The organism is Reyranella sp. (genome assembly GCF_965279465.1).
Lineage (GTDB): Bacteria > Pseudomonadota > Alphaproteobacteria > Reyranellales > Reyranellaceae > Reyranella.
In genome coordinates, this window is record NZ_OZ257242.1 from 7234542 (window position 1) to 7252959 (window position 18418).

General features: G+C 66.6%; 20 protein-coding genes. 12 read left to right on the forward strand and 8 right to left on the reverse strand.

Annotation, left to right across the window (positions count from 1 at the left end):
- Positions 1-10 precede the first annotated feature (10 nt).
- Both ACQY8M_RS35260 and ACQY8M_RS35265 read left to right on the forward strand, forming a co-directional pair.
- Positions 11-1375 carry a TldD/PmbA family protein gene (locus tag ACQY8M_RS35260; RefSeq protein WP_428666507.1) on the forward strand — a complete coding sequence of 455 codons (1365 nt, stop codon included), beginning with the start codon at positions 11-13 and terminating at the stop codon, positions 1373-1375.
- Positions 1376-1387: 12 nt separating this feature from the next.
- Positions 1388-2587, forward strand: a complete 1200-nt coding sequence (locus ACQY8M_RS35265; protein ID WP_428666510.1) for a lytic murein transglycosylase — start codon at positions 1388-1390, stop codon at positions 2585-2587.
- Positions 2588-2693: 106 nt separating this feature from the next.
- On the opposite strand, the gene ACQY8M_RS35270 is transcribed toward ACQY8M_RS35265, so the two are convergent.
- Both ACQY8M_RS35270 and ACQY8M_RS35275 read right to left on the reverse strand, forming a co-directional pair.
- A complete protein-coding gene (locus ACQY8M_RS35270) occupies positions 2694-3302 on the reverse strand; it encodes a hypothetical protein (RefSeq protein WP_428666512.1) in 609 nt (202 codons plus the stop codon).
- Between the two features lie 23 nt (positions 3303-3325).
- On the reverse strand, positions 3326-4249 hold the full coding sequence (locus ACQY8M_RS35275) for a diacylglycerol/lipid kinase family protein (RefSeq protein ID WP_428666515.1): 924 nt from the start codon (positions 4247-4249) through the stop codon (positions 3326-3328).
- Between the two features lie 108 nt (positions 4250-4357).
- Between ACQY8M_RS35275 and ACQY8M_RS35280 the strand changes: the two genes are divergently transcribed.
- From ACQY8M_RS35280 to ACQY8M_RS35295, 4 genes are all read left to right on the forward strand, one after another.
- Positions 4358-5176, forward strand: a complete 819-nt coding sequence (locus tag ACQY8M_RS35280; protein ID WP_428666518.1) for a UDP-2,3-diacylglucosamine diphosphatase — start codon at positions 4358-4360, stop codon at positions 5174-5176.
- 5 nt (positions 5177-5181) lie between these two features.
- Positions 5182-6231, forward strand: coding sequence for a glycosyltransferase family 4 protein (locus tag ACQY8M_RS35285; RefSeq protein ID WP_428666520.1), 1050 nt, complete (start codon positions 5182-5184; stop codon positions 6229-6231).
- A gap of 352 nt (positions 6232-6583) precedes the next feature.
- A complete protein-coding gene (locus ACQY8M_RS35290; RefSeq protein WP_428666523.1) occupies positions 6584-6970 on the forward strand; it encodes a VOC family protein in 387 nt (128 codons plus the stop codon).
- A 39-nt stretch (positions 6971-7009) separates the two neighbouring features.
- Complete coding sequence (locus ACQY8M_RS35295) at positions 7010-7948, forward strand: DMT family transporter (protein WP_428666526.1); 939 nt, start codon at positions 7010-7012, stop codon at positions 7946-7948.
- On the opposite strand, the gene ACQY8M_RS35300 is transcribed toward ACQY8M_RS35295, so the two are convergent.
- Together ACQY8M_RS35300 and xseA are read right to left on the reverse strand one after the other, a co-directional pair.
- A complete protein-coding gene (locus ACQY8M_RS35300; RefSeq protein WP_428666529.1) occupies positions 7914-8651 on the reverse strand; it encodes a ribonuclease activity regulator RraA in 738 nt (245 codons plus the stop codon). The genes ACQY8M_RS35295 and ACQY8M_RS35300 overlap by 35 nt on opposite strands.
- Before the next feature lie 11 nt (positions 8652-8662).
- The gene (gene xseA, locus ACQY8M_RS35305) at positions 8663-10186 is read right to left on the reverse strand and encodes an exodeoxyribonuclease VII large subunit (protein ID WP_428666531.1); all 1524 of its coding nucleotides are present in this window, start codon (positions 10184-10186) and stop codon (positions 8663-8665) included.
- Between the two features lie 63 nt (positions 10187-10249).
- Here xseA and ACQY8M_RS35310 point away from each other — a divergent pair, with 63 nt between their 5' ends.
- From ACQY8M_RS35310 to ACQY8M_RS35320, 3 genes are read left to right on the forward strand one after another with little or no spacing between them, the layout of a single operon-like run.
- Complete coding sequence (locus ACQY8M_RS35310) at positions 10250-10435, forward strand: hypothetical protein (RefSeq protein WP_428666534.1); 186 nt, start codon at positions 10250-10252, stop codon at positions 10433-10435.
- Between the two features lie 4 nt (positions 10436-10439).
- Positions 10440-11717 (forward strand): phosphoribosylamine--glycine ligase, encoded by a 1278-nt coding sequence (gene purD, locus ACQY8M_RS35315; RefSeq protein ID WP_428666536.1) that lies wholly within the window; start codon positions 10440-10442, stop codon positions 11715-11717.
- A 32-nt stretch (positions 11718-11749) separates the two neighbouring features.
- Positions 11750-12874, forward strand: a complete 1125-nt coding sequence (locus ACQY8M_RS35320; protein WP_428666539.1) for an MBL fold metallo-hydrolase — start codon at positions 11750-11752, stop codon at positions 12872-12874.
- Positions 12875-12887: 13 nt separating this feature from the next.
- On the opposite strand, the gene ACQY8M_RS35325 is transcribed toward ACQY8M_RS35320, so the two are convergent.
- A complete protein-coding gene (locus ACQY8M_RS35325; protein WP_428666541.1) occupies positions 12888-13319 on the reverse strand; it encodes a hypothetical protein in 432 nt (143 codons plus the stop codon).
- A 9-nt stretch (positions 13320-13328) separates the two neighbouring features.
- On the reverse strand, positions 13329-13673 hold the full coding sequence (locus tag ACQY8M_RS35330) for a type II toxin-antitoxin system Phd/YefM family antitoxin (protein WP_428666543.1): 345 nt from the start codon (positions 13671-13673) through the stop codon (positions 13329-13331).
- Positions 13674-13676: 3 nt separating this feature from the next.
- Here ACQY8M_RS35330 and queA point away from each other — a divergent pair, with 3 nt between their 5' ends.
- Genes queA through pncA form a run of 3 tightly spaced genes read left to right on the forward strand, consistent with a single transcriptional unit; the run spans position 13677 to position 16430 of the window.
- Positions 13677-14687: a tRNA preQ1(34) S-adenosylmethionine ribosyltransferase-isomerase QueA gene (queA, locus tag ACQY8M_RS35335; RefSeq protein ID WP_428666545.1), complete on the forward strand. Its 1011-nt coding sequence runs from the start codon at positions 13677-13679 to the stop codon at positions 14685-14687.
- Positions 14684-15808 (forward strand): tRNA guanosine(34) transglycosylase Tgt, encoded by a 1125-nt coding sequence (gene tgt / locus ACQY8M_RS35340; protein WP_428666547.1) that lies wholly within the window; start codon positions 14684-14686, stop codon positions 15806-15808. The genes queA and tgt overlap by 4 nt, the downstream gene beginning before the upstream one ends.
- A 13-nt stretch (positions 15809-15821) precedes the next feature.
- Positions 15822-16430, forward strand: coding sequence for a bifunctional nicotinamidase/pyrazinamidase (pncA, locus tag ACQY8M_RS35345; RefSeq protein WP_428666549.1), 609 nt, complete (start codon positions 15822-15824; stop codon positions 16428-16430).
- A gap of 39 nt (positions 16431-16469) precedes the next feature.
- On the opposite strand, the gene pcaF is transcribed toward pncA, so the two are convergent.
- Entirely contained in the window at positions 16470-17672 is a 1203-nt protein-coding gene (gene pcaF, locus ACQY8M_RS35350; protein ID WP_428666551.1) for a 3-oxoadipyl-CoA thiolase, read from the reverse strand.
- Positions 17673-17756: 84 nt separating this feature from the next.
- Positions 17757-18416 carry a class I SAM-dependent methyltransferase gene (locus tag ACQY8M_RS35355; protein WP_428666553.1) on the reverse strand — a complete coding sequence of 220 codons (660 nt, stop codon included), beginning with the start codon at positions 18414-18416 and terminating at the stop codon, positions 17757-17759.
- Positions 18417-18418 lie beyond the last annotated feature (2 nt).

An 18418-nucleotide genomic window follows, 5' to 3' on the forward strand; every position in this document is an offset into this window, starting at 1 on the left:
AAACGAGGGCATGGCCAAACCGAAGAAAAAGACCGCCCCGCGCAAGCCGCCTCCGCCTCCCGGGGTCGATGCCGATCTCCTGACAGACCTGATGAAATGGGCGAAGGCGGCCGGCGCGGACTCCGCCGAAGCGGTCTACGTCGGCGGCGAGTCGATCTCGGTCGCCCAGCGGCTCGGCAAGCGCGAGAAGCTCGAGGGCAGCGAGGGCCGCGACCTGAGGCTGCGCGCCTTCGTCGGCCTGCGCTCCGCCTCCGTGTCCTCGACCGACTTCTCCCCCAAGGCTCTGCGCGCGCTCGTCGAGCGCGCGGTGAGCATGGCGCGTGCGGTGCCGGAGGATCCCTATGCCGGCATCGCCCCGGCCGAATTGCTGGCCACCAGCTGGCCGGACCTCGATCTCGACGACAAGCGCCGGCCACCGTCGGCCAAGGCCCTGCTGACGCTCGCAGCCGAAGCCGAGGATGCCGCCCGCTCGGTGAAAGGCGTCACCAATTCCGAGGGAGCCGAGGCGAGCTGGAGCCGCACGACCATGATGCTGGTCACCAGCAACGGCTTCAGCGGCGGCAACCGACGCGGCGGCTACTCGCTATCCTGCGCAGTGCTCGCGGGCGAGGGCACCGGCATGGAGCGCGACTATGAATGGTCGAGCGCGGTCCATTTCGAAGACCTGATGCCCGCTGCCAAGGTCGGTCGCAATGCCGGCAAGTTCGCCGTCGAGCGGCTCAATCCGCGCAAGGCCGGCAACGCGCGCGCGCCGGTGGTCTATGACCGTCGCCTCGCAGGCGGCCTCCTCGGCCATCTTGCGGGCGCCATCAACGGCCGCGGCGTGGCGCGCGGCACGTCCTTCCTGAAGGACAGTATGGGCCAGCAGATCTTCGCCAAGGGCCTCCGCGTCATCGACAATCCGCACCGCAAGCGCGGGCTGGGCAGCCGGCCGTTCGACGGCGAGGGCCTGCCGACCAGACGCCGGGCAGTTATCGACGATGGCGTGCTGACCACTTGGCTGCTTGACCTTGCCTCGGCGCGACAGCTCGGCCTCGCGCCGACCGGTCACGGACCGGGCGGCGGCACGTCCAACTTCTATCTCGAAAAGGGCAAGCTGTCGCCCGACGAGCTGATCGCCGACATCAAGAGCGGGCTCTACATCACCGACCTGATCGGCTTTGGCGTGAACGGCGTCACCGGCGATTACAGCCGCGGTGCCTCGGGCTTCTGGATCGAAAACGGCAAGAAGGCCTGGCCGGTCAGCGGCCTCACCGTGGCCGGCAATCTGAAGGACATGTTCCTCAACATGGCCGCCGCGAACGACCTGCAATTCAAGAGCTCGACCAATGCGCCGACAGTGCGAATCGAAGGCATGACCATCGCCGGGTCATGATAGAATTGGAGCATGATCCCTTCCCCCAAGATCGTCCTCCTCGCCGCAATGACGGCGGTTGCCGCGGGCCCGGCGCTGGCGCAAAGCGACTTCCAGGCGTGCCTGCAGAACATCCGTAGCGAAGCGGTGCGTCAGGGCGTACCGACCGCTACCATCGACACCGCCTTCCGGGGCCTGACACCCGATGCCAAGGTCGTCGACCTCGATTCGCGTCAACCGGAATTCTCGCTGACCTACGGCAAGTACATCGCCAACGCGGTCACGCCCGACCGCATCGCCAGGGGCCAGCAGAAGCTTCAGCAGAATCGCGGCTTGCTCACCGACATCGAGCGCGAATATGGCGTGGCGGCGCCGTATCTCGTCGCCTTCTGGGGCGTCGAAACGAACTACGGCAGCTTCATGGGCGACTTCTCCGCGCTGCGCTCGGTCGCCACGCTCGCCTGCATGACCAAGCGCCAGGCCTTCTTCAGCAACGAGACGGTCCAGGCGCTAAAGATCCTCGCCAATAACCACATGACCACGCAGCAGATGAAAGGCTCGTGGGCCGGCGCGATGGGCAACATGCAGTTCATGCCCTCGACCTTCACCAAGTGGGCGGTCGATCGCGACGGCAACGGCCGCATCGACATCTGGAACAGCCTGCCCGACGCCTTCGCCTCGGCCGCGAACTTCCTGCGCGGCGTCGGCTTCAAGCCCGGCCTGCCGGCAGCCGAAGAGGTGATCCTGCCACAGGGGTTCCCCCTCGATCAGGCCGACACGACGGTCGACAAGCCGGTCCGCGCCTGGGCGGCAATGGGCGTGAAGCGCGCCGGTGGCGGCGCCCTGCCGGCAAGCGACGAGCCGTCCCAGATCATCCTGCCGGCCGGCTGGCGCGGCCCGGCGTTCATCCTCTATCCGAACTTCAAGGCAGTGATGAACTGGAACCGCTCGACGCTCTACGCGCTGTCAGTCGCCATCCTGGCGCAGCAGATCGCGGGCGGGCCGACGATCATGCAGGCCGCGCCGACCGACGACGCGCCGCTGGCGCGCGACACCGTGATCGACATCCAGACGCGATTGACGAAGCTCGGCCTCTACACCGACGAAACCGACGGGCTGCTCGGCCCCAAGACCCGCTCGGCCGTGCGCCTGTTCCAGAAGCAGGCGGGCCTGCCCGCCGACGGCCATCCCACGCCGGACATGGTGGCGCGACTGCAGCGCACCGTGCGCTGAGAGGCCGTGAACTCATTCGTGTGACGCTGGGAGCGGCTCTCCGGAGCCGCTCTTCCTTCCGTTCGCCACGCCCCATGAGCGGCTCTGGAGAGCCGCGCTCCCAGCCTCAGTTGATCGGGACGACCTCGAATGCGGTACGCTCGCTGAACACCAGCGTGACCTTGTCGCCCGGTTTCAGGGTCGCGAGCACCGCCTGCCCCTCGGCCGACTTGATCCACGGCGTGCGGTAGGTCATGCCGCCGTTGGAATCGACGAGGTCGATCTTCTTCGCCGCCAGGTCGGTGCGGACCACCGTACCTGACAGCGCCCAAAGCCGGGCCCGCATGCCTGTGCCCAGGATGCCCGGCCCCTGCGCCGGATCGGCGACCAGGGTCGCCGCCTGCTTGTCGATCTCGGGGGTCGACTTGGCGACCAGCAAGTCGACCACGCGATAGTAACGCAGGTCGACAGTCACACCGGGGCGCAGCCGACCGAAGGTGTCGCCCGACGACGAAGCGCCCATGGTCGGAAGGACGCGGTAGGACAGAGTATCCCGCTCGGGACTCTCGACGATGATCATTCGGGTGCTCGGGTCGGCAGCGACGATGTTGCCGCGAATCGCGACCTCGTCGTCCTTGCCCAGGTCGGTCGCACGCGACGACGTTGCCGGGATCGACAGGGCAACGACCACGATCCCGGCAAAGCCGGCCGCCGAGCGTAGCGAAGAACTGAACATCGTCACATTCCTTTCGGAAAGGGCTACGCCGGCTGCAACATGCGGATCGCTCCCGAGGTGACGCTGATCGACACTGGAAGCGTCATGGCATCGTCACCGTCGATCTGCACCGGCTGCCGGCGCACTTCGCCGGCATCGCTCAGAACGGAAAGCCTGATGTCGCGCCCCGTCACCACACGATAGCCGCCCGCCGTCGGCAACCATCCCATCAGCAGGGCAAAGCCGAAGCGAAGCGTATGCGAGCGCCCCCAGCGCTCGAACAGGCAGACATGAAGCAGCGGCTCGCTGAGCGCAGCCTTGGGCGCCACGACATACGGCCCGGCATAATGCCGACCATGCGTCACGATCACGGACGCCGCTTCATAACGCACGCCATCCACTTCGGCGACGTAGCGCACTGGCCGGTAGCGCCGCGTTTCGATCAGCGAGCGCCAGACATAGGCCGCCTTGCCGAACCGGCGCTTCAATCGCGCGCTGACGCCCGCGACCACCTTGGCGTCGAAGCCCGCGCCGGCCATCAGCGAGAAGCAGCGCGGACCGCCGCCTCCAGTCGCTTCGCCGGGATGCACCAGCAGGGCATGGCCCGACGTTATGGTGTGCGCGAGCGCAGTGGCCTTGAAATCGAGGCCAAGCTCGTAGGCGAGCACGTTGGCGGTGCCGAGCGGCACAATCGCAAGAGGCGGGGCACCCCCGCCGCGCCGCGACAGGCCGTTCACCACCTCGTTGATCGTGCCGTCACCGCCCGCGACCGCAATCACGGCATAGCGGCTGGCATCGCAGGACGCCGCGAGCCGGCGCGCATCGCCGACGGCAGCGGTGTCGACTAGATCGACCGTCCAGCCCGCGGCCCGCACGTGCTGCACCACAGCATCGACCAGCCCGCGCCGCCGGCGGCCCGCCGTCGGGTTCCGGATGAGCAATACGGCTTTGGGAGATGTGAATGTCATCCAACCGTCACAAGCGATTCACTGGCGCGCAATCGCTCCCATACACAATCCGCTGAGGTTCGTGCAATCGCGCACGACATATTTTGTGTCGGTCGAGTCGTTATCCACATGACTGCCATCGAACGTCCTCACCACGCCGCCCGCCATCGCGCGATCTTCCTCTCGGACATCCACCTGGGGACGCGCGGTTGCCAGGCCGAGATGCTGCTCGACTTCCTCAAGAAGAACGAGTCCGAATATCTCTATCTCGTCGGTGACATCGTCGACGGCTGGCGGCTCAAGCGCTGGTGGTACTGGCCGCGGCCGCACAACGACGTGGTGCAGAAGATCATGCGCAAGGCGCGCAAGGGCACCCATGTCATCTACATACCCGGCAACCACGACGAGGCCGCGCGGCAATACTGCCAGCTCACCTTCGGCGATGTGCGGGTCGAGGAGGAATGGATCCACGAGACGCCCGACGGCAAGAAGCTGCTGGTGATCCACGGCGATCAGTTCGACGGCATCGTGCGCTACGCCAGGTGGCTCGCGATCCTGGGCGACTGGGCCTACACCGCGGCGCTTCGCATCAACACCCTGTTCAATTGGGGACGCCGCAAGCTCGGGCTGAACTATTGGTCGCTCTCCGCCTATCTCAAGCACAAGGTCAAGAACGCTGTGCAGTTCATCGCCGACTTCGAGACCGCCGTCGCCAGCGAGGCGCGACGGCGCGGCGTCGATGGGGTGGTCTGCGGCCACATCCACCACCCCGAGATCCGCAACATCGACGGCATCCTGTACTGCAACGACGGCGACTGGGTGGAGAGCTGCACCGCGCTGGTCGAGGATTTCGAGGGTCGCCTGCGCATCGTGCACTGGGCGGAGGAAGTTGCGCGCGAGCGCTCGGTGTTGCCGTATCACGCCCCGGCGCGGCTGGCGGCGGAGTAGCCGGATTGCGCATCGCCATCGTCTCCGATGCCTGGCGCCCGCAGATCAACGGCGTGGTGCGCACGATCGAGACCATCGTACAGCTGCTGCAGGCCGAGGGCCACGAGGTCGAAGTGTTCGGGCCGGACCGGTTCCGCACGCTGCCCTGCCCGACCTATCCCGAGATTCGTCTGTCGCTGTTCCCGGGGTCGCGGCTGCACCACATGCTGAAGCTGTTCGCACCCGATGCGATCCATCTCGTGACCGAAGGGCCACTTGGCTGGGCGGCGCGCGCGTTCTGCCGGAAGCGCAACATCCCCTTCACCACCGCCTATCACACGCGCTTCCCCGAATATGTCCATGCCCGGACCCGAATACCGGTGGCCTGGAGCTACGCCTTCGTACGCTGGTTCCATGCGCCGTCGGCGGCCGTCCTGGTGGTGGCGCAATCGATCCGCAACGAGCTGACGGCGCGCGGCTTCAGGAACCTCGTGCCATGGTCGCGTGGCGTCGACATCGCCGCCTTCAAGCCGCAGCCGCGCGAGCAACTCCAGGACGCGCGGCCGATCTGGCTCTATGCCGGGCGCCTCGCGGTCGAGAAGAACATCAAGGCCTTCCTCGACCTCGACCTGCCGGGCACCAAGTGGGTCGTGGGCGGCGGCCCTCAAATGAAAGAGCTGCAGCGTCGCTACAGGGACGCACGCTTTTTCGGCTCGGTCGATCCCCAGGAACTGTCGGCGCGCTACGCTCAGGCCGACTGCTTCGTCTTCCCGAGCCGCACCGACACGTTCGGCCTGGTGATGGTCGAGGCGCTCGCCTCCGGCGTTCCCGTTGCAGGCTATCCCGTGCCCGGTCCGCTCGACGTCGTCACCACGCCGAAAGTCGGCGCCCTGAACGAGAACCTGCGCACCGCCTGCCTCGCCGCGATCGACTGCAAGCCGGCCGACTGTCGCGCCCATGCCGAGACCTTCACCTGGGCACGATGCGCGGCCCAGTTCCGCGACGCGCTGCACCCGATACCACGCGGGACCTGGCAACCCCTCAAGCGCCGCGTGGTCCCGAACGCGGCTTCGTGACGTGCAGATGTCTCCGGCGTTCTTTATGTCATCCTGAGCGCAGCGAAGGATCTCACCGAACGGTCAGACATGGGCCGCGTCACTGGCATGAGGTCCTTGCTCCGCTCAGGACGACAGGAAAGTACTCTGCTTCAGTGCAGGACCTCACGCTTGCTCCAGGAGAATGCCTTTTGAAGGAACGCGAGATCCTTCGCTACGCTTAGGATGACAGGATTAGCACCGGGAGGCAGCGCACCGCGATTCGATACTGTCAGTCGGGTCTGCGCGGCGCTTGGTGTCCGGTTGGTGGCTCAGCCCGTCAAGCCTTGAACGGTCGTGGCGTCGCGCCCAGATTCGGGGAACGGAGGCGACCATGGCAGCGCTAAACCATCTCATCGTCTGGTCCAAGGACAAGCACGCCTCGGCGAAGTTCCTGGGCGACATGCTGGGCGTTCCGGTCGGCGCCGAGTGGGGGCCGTTCATTCCGGTGAAGACCAGCAACGGTGTCACGATCGATTTCGTCGACGGCGAGAGCGAGGTGCGCATGCAGCACTACGCCTTCCTGGTCGACGATGCCGAGTTCGATGCCGCCTTCGCGCGCATCAGGAAGGCCGGCCTCACCTACTGGGCCGACCCACACAAGGGACAGCCGAGCGAAATCAACCGTCATTGGGGCGGTCGCGGCGTCTATTTCGAGGACCCCAGCGGCCATCTGCTCGAGCTGATCACCAAGCCGTACGGCGATCTCGCCGACCTTTGAGATCGGACGGCGGCTCTCTGCCGCTGCTAAGATCGCGCAATGCCGTTCCGCACCGCGCCCGTGAGAGATACCTCGCGCTTCGTTCTCGGTGCGCTGTGCGCGATGGGAACAATCTTCATCTGGGCAGGCTGGCTGGTGGCGATGCGTGTCGGCATGGCCGCCAATCTCGGTGTCCTCGACCTGATCGCCCTGCGCTTTGCGGTAGCGGGAGCGATGCTGTTGCCTGTGGTGCTTCGGCGCGGCTGGGCGCTCGACCGACTGCGCTGGCCGGGCCTGCTGGCGATCGTGATCGGCGGCGGGGCGGCCTACAATCTTTCCGTTGGTGCGGGCCTGCTCTTCGCGCCCGTCGCGCACGCAAGCGCCTTTACCCAGGGCGTGCTGCCGCTCACTACGGCGATCGTGGCGGCCATCATGCTCAAGGAGAGGCTGCCGGGATCGCGCAAATTCGGTATCGGGCTGATCGTGGTCGGGGCCGTCACCATTGCCGGCGTGAGCGCCCTGGCCCTTGGCCGGCAGAGCATCGGCCACCTGATCCTGGTCTCCGCCACTCTCCTGTGGGCAACCTACTCCGTCGTGCTGCGCCGTTCGCGCCTCGACGGGCTGCACGCGACCGCCATCGCCGCCGTCGCCTCCTGCATCGTCTATCTGCCGATCTACCTGATGCTCGTCGGGCCACAGCGCCTGCTCGCGGCGCCTTGGCAGGAAATCCTGTGGCAAGGCGCCTACCAGGGAGTGCTTACCGCCCTGGTGTCGATGGTGCTGTACGGATACGCGATCGCGCTGATCGGTCCGTCCGCCGCGGCCGCTTTCATCTCGCTGGGTCCGGTGATCGCCGCCCTGCTCGCCATTCCCATCCTGCACGAATGGCCGAGCCTGACGGACTGGATCGGCATCGCCGTGATCAGCACCGGGGTCTATCTCGCGAGCGGCGGCCCCCTGCCCTTTACTTCGGCCAGTCGGCCGGCTCGCCAGCCTTGATCCAGGCCGCATAGTCGGCCTTGGTCTGATCGTTCGGCGGATAGACCCCGGGGATTTCGCGGCCCTGGCCGATCCGGATGGCGACGAACTTCTCCAGCCGTTCCTGCTCGAAGGAATCGCGCCCCACCTCGTCGGCGATGTGGCGCGGTACGACGATGGCACCGTCCTCGTCGGCCACGATCACATCGCCGGGATAGACCGGCACGCCACAGATGCCGACCGGCGTCTGAACCTCGACCGGATGCAGGTTGGCCATGCTGGGGGGCGCGGCGGCCGCCGAGCAGTAGACCGGGAAGTCGAACTTGCCGATCACCGGCGTGTCGCGCATCGCGCCGTCGCTCAGCACGCCCGCGACGCCGCGCACCTTGAGGCGCAGCGCGAGGATGTCGCCCAGCGTGCCCGAGCGCGTGTTGCCTTCGGTCCCGATCACCAGCACATGGCCCGCCGGCGTCTCCTCGATCGCGGCGCGCTGTGCACTGGGCGGATCGGCGGGTGTCGGTGGCTTGTCGAGATCTTCGCGGCCCGGGATGTAGCGCAGCGTGTAGGCCGGTCCGACCAACCGCGTCGCCTTCGGGTTCAGCGGACGCACGCCGTTGATCGCGCAATTGCGGAAGCCGCGCTTCAGCATCTGCATCGAGACGGTGGCGGTGCTGGCATAGAGAAAGTTCTTGGTGGTCTCCGCCGACAGAGGCGCACTGGACATTCGTTTCCCCCTTACAACAACGACCCTTGATTGCCGCCACCGCCGTCGCGCTTGCGCGGCGCAGGGGCGGGACGCGGCCCGCCGGCAGTGGTGATGGTGCCGTCGCTGACCCGCGCGCGCACCTCGCCATCACCGAACTCGATGCCGATCGTGTCGCCCGACCGCAGGCCCGCGGCGGCGAGCACCGGCTGGCCGTCCTGGTCGCGCACCAGGGCAAAGCCACGATTGAGGACCGAGTGGAACGAATAGCTCTCGAGCAGCTTGCCGATCTGATCGACCTGGCGCCGGCCCTGCTGAAGCAGGTCGGTCGAATGCCGCTGCAGGCGCTCGCCGAACTGTTCGAGCCGGTCGAAGGCGCGCGCATATTTCTGCAGGGCATCGCTCTTGAAGCGTCGCATCGCGCCGTCGAGCGCGCGTCCCTCGCTCACGAGGAGCTGCTCCTTGGCGTTGATCACCGCGACCGGACTGGTGAGGCGTGCGCGCTCCAGCTCATGGCCGCGCCGCTCGACCAGCGCGCGTGTCGCGAGCGCCAGCCGCTCGCCGCTGACATCGAGGCGCTGCTGGCGCTCCTCGATCAGGCGCAACGGGTCGCCCAAGCCGCGAGCCAGGCCGGCCAGCTCGGTCGATGCCTCGCGTAGCGTGCGAGTCATGCAGGCCATGGTGCGCTTGCCGAAATCGAGCGTCTGGGCGAGCAGGTCCGCGCGCACCGGCACGGCCATCTCCGCGGCGGCCGTCGGCGTCGGCGCCCGGCGGTCGGAGGCAAAGTCGATGAGGGTGGTATCGGTTTCGTGGCCGACCGCGGAAATCAGCGGGATGGTCGAGGCGGCGGCAGCGCGCACCACGATCTCCTCGTTGAAGGCCCAGAGATCCTCGAGGCTGCCGCCGCCGCGCGCGACGATCAGCACGCCCGGACGCGGCACGGGACCGTCCATCGGCAGGCGATTGAAGCCGGCGATCGCGGCGGCCACCTCGCCGGCCGCCTTGTCGCCCTGCACCGACACCGGCCAGACCAGCACGCGGCGCGGAAAACGGTCGGCGAGACGGTGCAGGATGTCGCGGATCACCGCACCCGACGGCGAAGTCACCACACCGATCACCTCGGGCAGGAAGGGCAGCGGCCGCTTGCGCTCCTGGGCGAACAGGCCCTCGGCGGCGAGCTTCTTCCGCCGGTCCTCCAGCAGCTTCAGCAGCGCGCCTTCGCCCGCCAGCTCCATGCGGTCGATGATGATCTGGTAGCGCGACGAGCCGGGGTACGTGGTGATCTTGCCGGTGGCAATCACCTCCATGCCTTCCTCGATCCTGATGCCGAGCCGCGGCAGCGTGCCCTTCCAGCACACGCCGTCGAGCACGGCGTTCTCGTCCTTCAGGCGAAAATAGGCGTGGCCCGAGCGCGGAAAGACCGGTTGGCTGATCTCGCCCCGCACCCGCACGCGCGGGAACGCCCCCTCGAGCTGGCGCTTCAGGGCGAACGACAGCTCGGAGACGGAGAACTCAGGGACGTTGCTTGGAGCGTCTTGGACGGCAATATCGGTCATCGGCCTTTAGTCAGAACTTTCTTTGGGCGCCCGGAGGTCTTCCTGTCGGCAACGTAAGGCTGAATGAGGCCGACCGGCCTGCCGTTCCTGATTACCACGACGGACTCGCCCGTTTCGGCGACATCGTCAACGACGGAAAGAAACTTCTCTTTGCACTCCAACGCATTCATGGTTTTTGTCATGGTGGACGGCATTGTGATCGTCGGATTGGTTGACGGCATCTTGGCAGAAATGGACGTTGAAGGTTAGGCGGATGCGAATATTGGTCGTTGGCGGCGGTGGCCGCGAACATGCGCTGTGCTGGGCGATAGCCGCATCCCCCCTGTGCACAAAGCTGTTCTGTGCCCCTGGCAATGCCGGCATCGCCCAGGTCGCCGAGTGCATCGAGGTCGGTGCCGAGGATATTCCGGGCCAGGTGACGCTCGCTCGGCGCGAGAAGATCGACTTCGTGGTGATCGGGCCGGACGCTCCCTTGGTCGCCGGGATGGCGGACGCCTTCACGGCGGCAGGCATCAAGGTGTTCGGTCCGTCGAAGCAGGCCGCCCGGCTCGAAGGTTCCAAGAGCTTCACCAAGGAGCTGTGCCGGCGGCACAACATCCCGACCGCCGCCTATGAGCGCTTCACCGACCTTGCTGCCGCCGAGACGTACATCGCCGAGCAAGGCGCGCCGATCGTGGTGAAGGCGGACGGGCTTGCCGCGGGCAAGGGCGTGATCGTGGCAGAGACCGTCGAGCAGGCCATCGAGGCGGTACGCGACATGCTGTCGGGCAACCGCTTCGGCGCCGCCGGTGCCTCGGTCGTGATCGAGGAATTCATGGAGGGCGAGGAGGTCAGCCTCTTCGCGCTGTCAGACGGCAAGCACGTGCTGCCGCTGGTCGGCGCGCAGGACCACAAGCGCGCCTTCGACGGCGACAAGGGACCGAACACCGGCGGCATGGGCGCCTATTCGCCGGTGGCGATCCTCGACCAGGCGATGTTCGACCGCGCGATGCGCGAGATCGTGCTGCCGACGGTAAAGGCGCTGAAGGAGGCGGGCACGCCGTTCAAAGGCGTGCTCTATGCCGGTCTGATGATCGGCAAGACCGGTCCGAGGCTCGTCGAATACAACTGCCGCTTCGGCGATCCCGAATGCCAGGTGCTGATGATGCGGCTCAAGTCGGACATTTTGCCGGCCCTCATGGCCTGCGCCGACGGCGGGCTGAAGCATTTCGACCTGCGCTGGTCGAGCGACGCGGCGCTGACCGTGATCCTCGCGACCAGGGGCTATCCGGACGGCTATCCGAAGGGCAGCGAGATCCGCGGTCTCGAGGCCGCCTCGAAGATCGAGGGTGTCGAAATCTTCCATGCCGGCACGAAGGCCGAAGGCGGCCGCATCCTGGCCAACGGCGGCCGTGTGCTGAATGTCACGGCACTGGCGCCCACTGTGGAGGAAGCGCGCGCCCGGGCTTACAGAGCCGTCGATCTGATCGATTGGCCGGAAGGCTTTTGCCGGCGCGATATCGCATGGCGGGCAGGCATTCCACGGCCGTGACACCGCCCCCCACCGCCCGCTAGGGTGAAGCCATGCCCGACGCAATCACCGACTCCCAGCGCCTGCAGGCCCAGCTGCGCTATCCCTGCGGCGATGTCCCGGATCCCGGCGTCATCAAGAATGTCGCGCCCGGAATCTACTGGCTGCGCATGCCACTGCCGTTCCAGCTCAACCACATCAACCTGTGGCTGATCGAGGAGAAGGACGGCTGGACCATCGTCGACACCGGCATCAACACCGACGCCACCCGCGAGTTGTGGGAGAAGATCTTCGCCCATCACCTCGGCGGCAAGCCGGTGATCCGGGTCGTCGCCACGCACCTCCATCCCGACCACGTCGGCCTCGCCGGCTGGCTGTGCGAGCGCTGGAACGCACCGCTCCTGATGACGCTCGGCGAGTACATGAGCGCGGTCGCCGCCCGCAACGACTTCATCGAGAACGAGGACCTGCGCGCGGCCCATCTGCTGCGCAACGGCGTGCCGGCCGACAGCATTCCCCTGTTCCACCGCCACAAGGGCGGTTACGCCAAGGGCGTGGCGCCGCTGCCGCCGGCCTTCCAGCGCATGATCCATGCCCATCCGATCACCCTGGGCGGCCATCGCTGGGACGTCGTCGTCGGCCGCGGCCATGCGCCGGAGCATGCCTCGCTGTGGTGCCCCGAGCTCAACGTGCTGATCGCCGGCGACCAGGTGCTGCCCAAGATCAGCACCAATGTCGGCGTGTGGCCAAACGAGCCCTTCGCCGACGCCCTGACCTGGTTTCTCGACGGTTTCTCGCGCTTCCGCCGCCTGCCGGCCGACGCGCTTGTGCTGCCGAGCCACGGCTTCCCCTTCGTCGGCATGCATACGCGGCTCGACCAGCTGGTTGCCCATCACGACGCCCGGCTGAACGAGATCACCGCGGCGATCGCCCGCACCGGCTCCCGGGGTTCGACCGGCTGGGACATGGTGCCCGTGCTGTTCCCGCGCCATCTCGACAACAACCAGGTCGTCTTCGCCTTCGGCGAGACGCTGGCGCATCTGCATTGCCTCGAGACCCGCGCCAGGGTGAAGCGGACCGTGGTCGACGGCGTGCACCGCTTCGTCGCCCTGCTCGACACCAGCACCTCGCCGTCCGACGATTCCGAGACCGAGATGATGGACACTGGCACGGCCTGACGCCGATGCACTCTCACTCGCGTGAAGCGATACGCCGACGGCCAAGTCGATGGAAACTCAAGAACGCCTTGACGACGAGATTGAAGAGACGTGGTGGCAGGAAGCCATAGTCATAGCGATCGATGTTCGGAAGCCTGCGCAGATCGTAGCCAGGCCAAATGAACTCATTTCCCTCGGTGACGACGATCCATGAACGTAGGTCGTCGAGACCAAGATGGCGCTTCACCTGCATTGGGAGCTCGACGGCCGTCCTTGAATCCGATGGGGCGCTATGGGTGATCGGCAGGACTGTCACAACAGTCGTTTCATCCGTCTCCTGCACGACGGCAAGCACGATGACACTTGGCCTGTCCTTGCGCCCTTCTTCCTGTCCTATCTCCCGTTCGCCATGCCACAGATACGAGTAGGAGATGACGAGGCCCGGCTCCGGATTGGGGATCGGCATGACCGGTCGCTATTTGCGGTCCAGCATCCTGTCGAGATGTGCATGTCGCGGGTGCATGCGGGAGGCACCGATTGCCTTGATCTTCTCTTCAGTTAACTCTGCCGTCGCAAAGCTGCGGCGGCTGTCGCGATAGCGCTGGAACTCCTCGTATTCCTCTGGGCCGATGAAATAGCCGCTGATCTGGCCATGGTTGGATACTGCGACGGGTTGTCGTTGGGCCCGCATTCGGTACCGCCCAAAATTGCGCGTAAATTCCGACGCAGGCACGATCTTCGCAGGAGCCATGATATTTCCGCCTATTCCGTCGAGAAAGCAGGATTTGCGCAATTTACGCAAATCGTGGAAAAGCAGCAACCAATGCTAGTCAACCTTTTCGATTTCGTTCTTCCTCAGGAGCTGATTGCCCAGCGGCCCGTCTCGCCACGGGATTCGGCGCGCCTGCTCGATGTGACGCCTGACGCCCTGCACGATCGCACGGTGCGCGACTTGCCGAACCTGCTGCAGGCGGGCGACCTGCTGGTGTTCAACGACACGAAGGTGATCCCGGCGCGCCTGCTCGGGACGCGGGCGAGCGGCGGCAAGGTCGAGGTGTTGCTGATCCGCCGGCAGGGCGCGGACCGATGGCTGGCTTTCGCGCGGCCGGGCAAGCGCCTCAAGAATGGCGATATCCTGACATTCGGCGCGCTGGCCGGCCGGGTCGCGGCCAAGCACGACGACGGGTCGATCGATATCGTCTTCGACCGGGGCGGCGCGGAGCTGATGGCCGCCATTGAAAGCGCCGGAGCCGTGCCGCTGCCGCCCTATATCCGCGGCGGTACGGCCGATGCGCGCGATCGCGCCGACTATCAGACTCTGTTCGCCAAGGTGGATGGCTCGGTCGCCGCGCCGACAGCCGGCCTGCATTTCACGCCCGAGCTGATGGCGGCCCTCGACGACGCCGGCGTGCGCACGGCCAACGTCACACTGCATGTCGGCGCCGGCACTTTCCAGCCTTTACGGGTCGATGACACCGAGCAGCACACCATGCATGCCGAATGGGGCGAGGTCCCGCAGGCGACGGCTAACGCCATCGCCACCGCCAAGCGCGTCGTCAGCATCGGCACGACTGCGCTGCGCCTGCTCGAAACGGTAGCGCGCGACGGACCGATCCGCGCCTGGGCCGGCGAAACGGACATCTTCATCACGCCGGGCTATCGCTTCCGGGTGGTGGACCTGCTGCTGACCAACTTCCATCTGCCGCGCTCGACCCTGTTCATGCTGGTTTCGGCCTTCGCGGGACTGGAACGCATGAAGAGCGCCTATGCGCACGCCGTCGCCGCGCGATACCGCTTCTATTCCTACGGCGATTGTTGTCTGTTGCGGCGATGAGCCTGTCCTTCGACCTCTTGCGCACCGACGGCGCCGCGCGTCGCGGCCGCCTGACGACCGCGCATGGGACCGTCGAGACGCCAACTTTCATGCCGGTCGGGACCGCCGGCACGGTAAAGGCGATGATGCCGCAATCGGTCGCCGAGACCGGCGCGCAGATCGTGCTCGGCAACACCTTCCACCTGATGCTGAAGCCCGGCGCGGAGCGCGTGGCGGCGCTGGGCGGGCTGCACAAGTTCATGAACTGGCCCGGCCCGATCCTCACCGACTCGGGCGGCTTCCAGGTCATGTCCTTGAAGGAGCTGCGCAAGCTCGATCCCGACGGCGTCACCTTCCGCTCGCCGAGCGACGGCTCGCAACATCGCCTCACGCCCGAACGCTCGGTCGAGATCCAGAACCTGCTCGATGCCGACATCACCATGTCGTTCGACGAATGCACGACCTGGCCGGTCGAGGAGCCGGTGGCCGCCGAGTCGATGCGGCTGTCGATGAAGTGGGCAGCACGCGGCCGGCGCGCCTTCGAGGACCGGCCGGGCTACGGCCTATTCGGCATCGTGCAGGGCAGCATCTATCCTGCTCTACGTTCGGAGAGCGCGAAGACGCTGATCGATATCGGCTTCGACGGCTACGCGGTCGGCGGCCTCGCAGTCGGTGAAGGCCAGGCGATGATGTTCGCCACGCTCGACACGACCGTGCCGCAGCTGCCTGCCGATCGACCGCGTTACCTGATGGGTGTGGGCCGACCGGCGGACATCGTGGGGGCCGTGAAGCGCGGCATCGACATGTTCGATTGTGTGATGCCGACGCGCGCCGGACGGACGGCGCAGGGCTTCACCCGGCGTGGCGAGATCAACCTGCGCAACGCGCGCCATCGCGACGATCCGCGGCCGATCGACGAGCGGTGCGGTTGCCCCGCCTGCCGCCATCACAGCCGCGCCTACCTTCATCACCTGATCCGCAGCGAGGAGATCCTCGGCGCCATGCTGCTGACCTGGCACAATCTCCACTACTATCAGGACGTCATGCGCGGCTTGCGCAGCGCGATCGAAGGCGGTTCGCTCTGCTCATGGATCGCCGCCTTCGAGAGCGAGCAGGCCTTGGGAGACATACCGGCGATTTGAGGGAGTGATCGGAATGCCCAACGAGGCGTTGATCGTGATCGACATGCAGAACGATTTTTGCGACGGCGGTGCGCTCGCCGTGCCGGGCGCCAACGCGATCGTGCCGCTGGTCAACCGCCTGATCGGCCGCTTCGACCACGTCGTGCTGACGCAGGACTGGCATCCCGCCGGCCATGCCTCCTTTGCCGCATCCTGGCAGAATGCCGCCCCGTTCAGCACCATGAACTTCTCCTACGGTCCGCAGACCCTGTGGCCGGCGCATTGCGTGCAAGGCACCCCGGGCGCGGCGTTCCATCCCGGCGTCGACGCCACCAAGGCAGAGCTGATCGTGCGCAAGGGGTTCCACACCGGCATCGATTCCTACTCGGCGTTCCGCGAGAACGACCGCGTGACGCGTACCGGGCTCGACGGTTACCTGAAGGAGCGCGGCTTTACCCGGCTGATGCTCTGCGGCCTCGCCCTGGACTATTGCGTCGCCTGGTCGGCGATCGATGCCCGGCAGGCCGGCTTCGATGCTGCCGTCGTGGTCGAGGCCACGGCTGCAATCGACCTCGACGGCAGCCGCAACAAGATGCTGGCCGAGATGCGCCAGGCGGGAATCAACTTAAGCGCGACGGCCTGATTGCCTTCCGCTTCGAGCGAGCGAGCAGCCGCCGCAGCATTAGACGCGTTCCAGAGCCAGCGCGATGCCCTGCCCGACGCCGATGCACATGGTGCAGAGGGCCCGTTTGCCGCCCGTCACCTCGAGCTGGTTGAGCGCAGTGATCATCAGCCGACCGCCGGAAGCGCCGAGCGGGTGGCCGAGCGCGATCGCGCCGCCGTTCGGGTTCACCTGCTCCCCGTCGTCGGCGAGGCCGAGCTGGCGCAGCACGGCGAGCGCCTGGGCGGCGAAGGCCTCGTTGAGCTCGATCGTGTCGAAATCCTTGGTCGTCATGCCGAGCTTGGCGAGCAGCTTGCGCGTAGCCGGCACCGGGCCGATGCCCATCACCCGCGGCGGCACACCGGCCGAGACGGCGCCAAGGATGCGTGCACGGGGGGTGAGGCCGTTGGCCTTGGCGGCGGCTTCCGAGGCGATGATCATGGCGCAGGCGCCATCGTTGATGCCCGAGGAATTGCCCGCCGTCACCGAGCCGCCGTCGCGGAACGCGGCCGACAGCTTCGACAGCGTCTCCATCGTGGTATCGCCGCGCGGATGCTCGTCCTTGTCGACGATCACCTCAGCCTTGCCCTTCTTGACGCAGACCTTGACGATCTCCTTGTCGAAGAAGCCGCGGTCCTGCGCGGCCTTGCAGCGGCGCTGGCTACGATAGGCGAAGGCATCCTGGTCTGTGCGGCTGATCTGATGCTCGGTCGCGACATTCTCCGCGGTCTGGCCCATCGGATCGATGCCGTAGGCCGCCTTCATCTTCGGGTTGACGAAGCGCCATCCGAGCACAGTGTCCTCGAGCTTCATGTTGCGGTCGAAAGGGCCTTCCGGCTTGCCCATGACATAGGGCGAGCGGGTCATGCCCTCGACGCCGCCGGCGATCATCATATCGGCCTCGCCGAGCTTCACCGCGCGCGCCGCATGGCCCGCCGCTTCGAGTCCCGAGCCGCACAGGCGATTGACGGTCGCACCGGCGACCTCGACCGGCAGACCAGCCAGCAGGCCCGCCATGCGCGCCACGTTGCGGTTGTCCTCACCGGCCTGGTTGACGCAACCATAGATCACGTCGTCCACACCGCCCCAGTCGACATTGGCGTTGCGCTGCATCAGCGCCTTGATGGGATGGGCCGCCAGGTCATCGACCCGCATGGCGCCCAAGCCGCCATTATAGCGGCCGACGGGGGTACGAATGGCGTCGCAGATGAAGGCTTCGGTCATCTTGGGCTACTCCCGGCACAACGATTGTGCCTGCCCGGTTAGCACCGGGCGCTGCCCCTGCCAATGCCTGTCCGCCATGCGAGATCAGCCAGCGAGACGGCGGCAGATGCCGTATTGGGCGTAGCCCCGGAACGGCCGCTCGAAAACGGTCAGTGCTCCCGCGCGGAGGCCGATCAACGTGAGTTCCGCTTCGAGCGAGTCACGTGGCGTGACATGAAACAGCCGGAGCCACTGCCGCAGACCGAGACGGAACCAGTCGGGCAAATGCTCCTGCCCGCCGAAGTCGACGACATGCAGCTCGCCGCCGGGTGCCAGCCAGGTCAGCGCACGCTCGAGCACGGCCTGCCAGCCAGGGATCATCGACAGGCTGTAGGATACGAAGATGCGCGAGAATCCCGGAACGCCGAACAGTAGCGCGGGATCGAAGGTCGTGGCGTCGGCGCGCGCCAGCCGGATGTCTGCGGAGATGCTCTCGCGGGCGACCAGCCGGCGGGCCGTCTCCAGCATCTCGGTGGAGATGTCGATGCCGAAGAAGTGGACATCGGGATAGGCATGCGCCGCCACGATCAGATTGCGGGCCGTGCCGCAACCGATCTCCAGCACCCTGCCGCCGGCCGGCGGATTCAGCCGACGGATCAGCCGGTCACGGCCGAGCAGATAGAATTTGCGCGTTACGTCGTAGACATGTCGCTGGCGACGATAGATGCGGTCCATCAGGACGCCCGGCGCAGCGAGGTCGCTCATTC

Excerpts from the sequence above, each read along its gene's own strand:
- ACQY8M_RS35270 (WP_428666512.1), bottom strand. The coding sequence starts at position 3,302 with ATGTTCAGTTCTTCGCTACGCTCGGCGGCCGGCTTTGCCGGGATCGTG.
- ACQY8M_RS35295 (WP_428666526.1), top strand. The coding sequence starts at position 7,010 with ATGCCGTTCCGCACCGCGCCCGTGAGAGATACCTCGCGCTTCGTTCTC.
- ACQY8M_RS35325 (WP_428666541.1), bottom strand. The coding sequence starts at position 13,319 with ATGCCGATCCCCAATCCGGAGCCGGGCCTCGTCATCTCCTACTCGTAT.
- ACQY8M_RS35300 (WP_428666529.1), bottom strand. The coding sequence starts at position 8,651 with ATGTCCAGTGCGCCTCTGTCGGCGGAGACCACCAAGAACTTTCTCTAT.
- ACQY8M_RS35310 (WP_428666534.1), top strand. The coding sequence starts at position 10,250 with ATGAGGCCGACCGGCCTGCCGTTCCTGATTACCACGACGGACTCGCCC.
- purD (WP_428666536.1), top strand. The coding sequence starts at position 10,440 with ATGCGAATATTGGTCGTTGGCGGCGGTGGCCGCGAACATGCGCTGTGC.
- pcaF (WP_428666551.1), bottom strand. The coding sequence starts at position 17,672 with ATGACCGAAGCCTTCATCTGCGACGCCATTCGTACCCCCGTCGGCCGC.
- ACQY8M_RS35290 (WP_428666523.1), top strand. The coding sequence starts at position 6,584 with ATGGCAGCGCTAAACCATCTCATCGTCTGGTCCAAGGACAAGCACGCC.
- ACQY8M_RS35260 (WP_428666507.1), top strand. The coding sequence starts at position 11 with ATGGCCAAACCGAAGAAAAAGACCGCCCCGCGCAAGCCGCCTCCGCCT.
- ACQY8M_RS35280 (WP_428666518.1), top strand. The coding sequence starts at position 4,358 with ATGACTGCCATCGAACGTCCTCACCACGCCGCCCGCCATCGCGCGATC.
- ACQY8M_RS35320 (WP_428666539.1), top strand. The coding sequence starts at position 11,750 with ATGCCCGACGCAATCACCGACTCCCAGCGCCTGCAGGCCCAGCTGCGC.
- tgt (WP_428666547.1), top strand. The coding sequence starts at position 14,684 with ATGAGCCTGTCCTTCGACCTCTTGCGCACCGACGGCGCCGCGCGTCGC.
- ACQY8M_RS35265 (WP_428666510.1), top strand. The coding sequence starts at position 1,388 with ATGATCCCTTCCCCCAAGATCGTCCTCCTCGCCGCAATGACGGCGGTT.
- ACQY8M_RS35355 (WP_428666553.1), bottom strand. The coding sequence starts at position 18,416 with ATGAGCGACCTCGCTGCGCCGGGCGTCCTGATGGACCGCATCTATCGT.
- xseA (WP_428666531.1), bottom strand. The coding sequence starts at position 10,186 with ATGACCGATATTGCCGTCCAAGACGCTCCAAGCAACGTCCCTGAGTTC.
- queA (WP_428666545.1), top strand. The coding sequence starts at position 13,677 with ATGCTAGTCAACCTTTTCGATTTCGTTCTTCCTCAGGAGCTGATTGCC.
- pncA (WP_428666549.1), top strand. The coding sequence starts at position 15,822 with ATGCCCAACGAGGCGTTGATCGTGATCGACATGCAGAACGATTTTTGC.
- ACQY8M_RS35275 (WP_428666515.1), bottom strand. The coding sequence starts at position 4,249 with ATGACATTCACATCTCCCAAAGCCGTATTGCTCATCCGGAACCCGACG.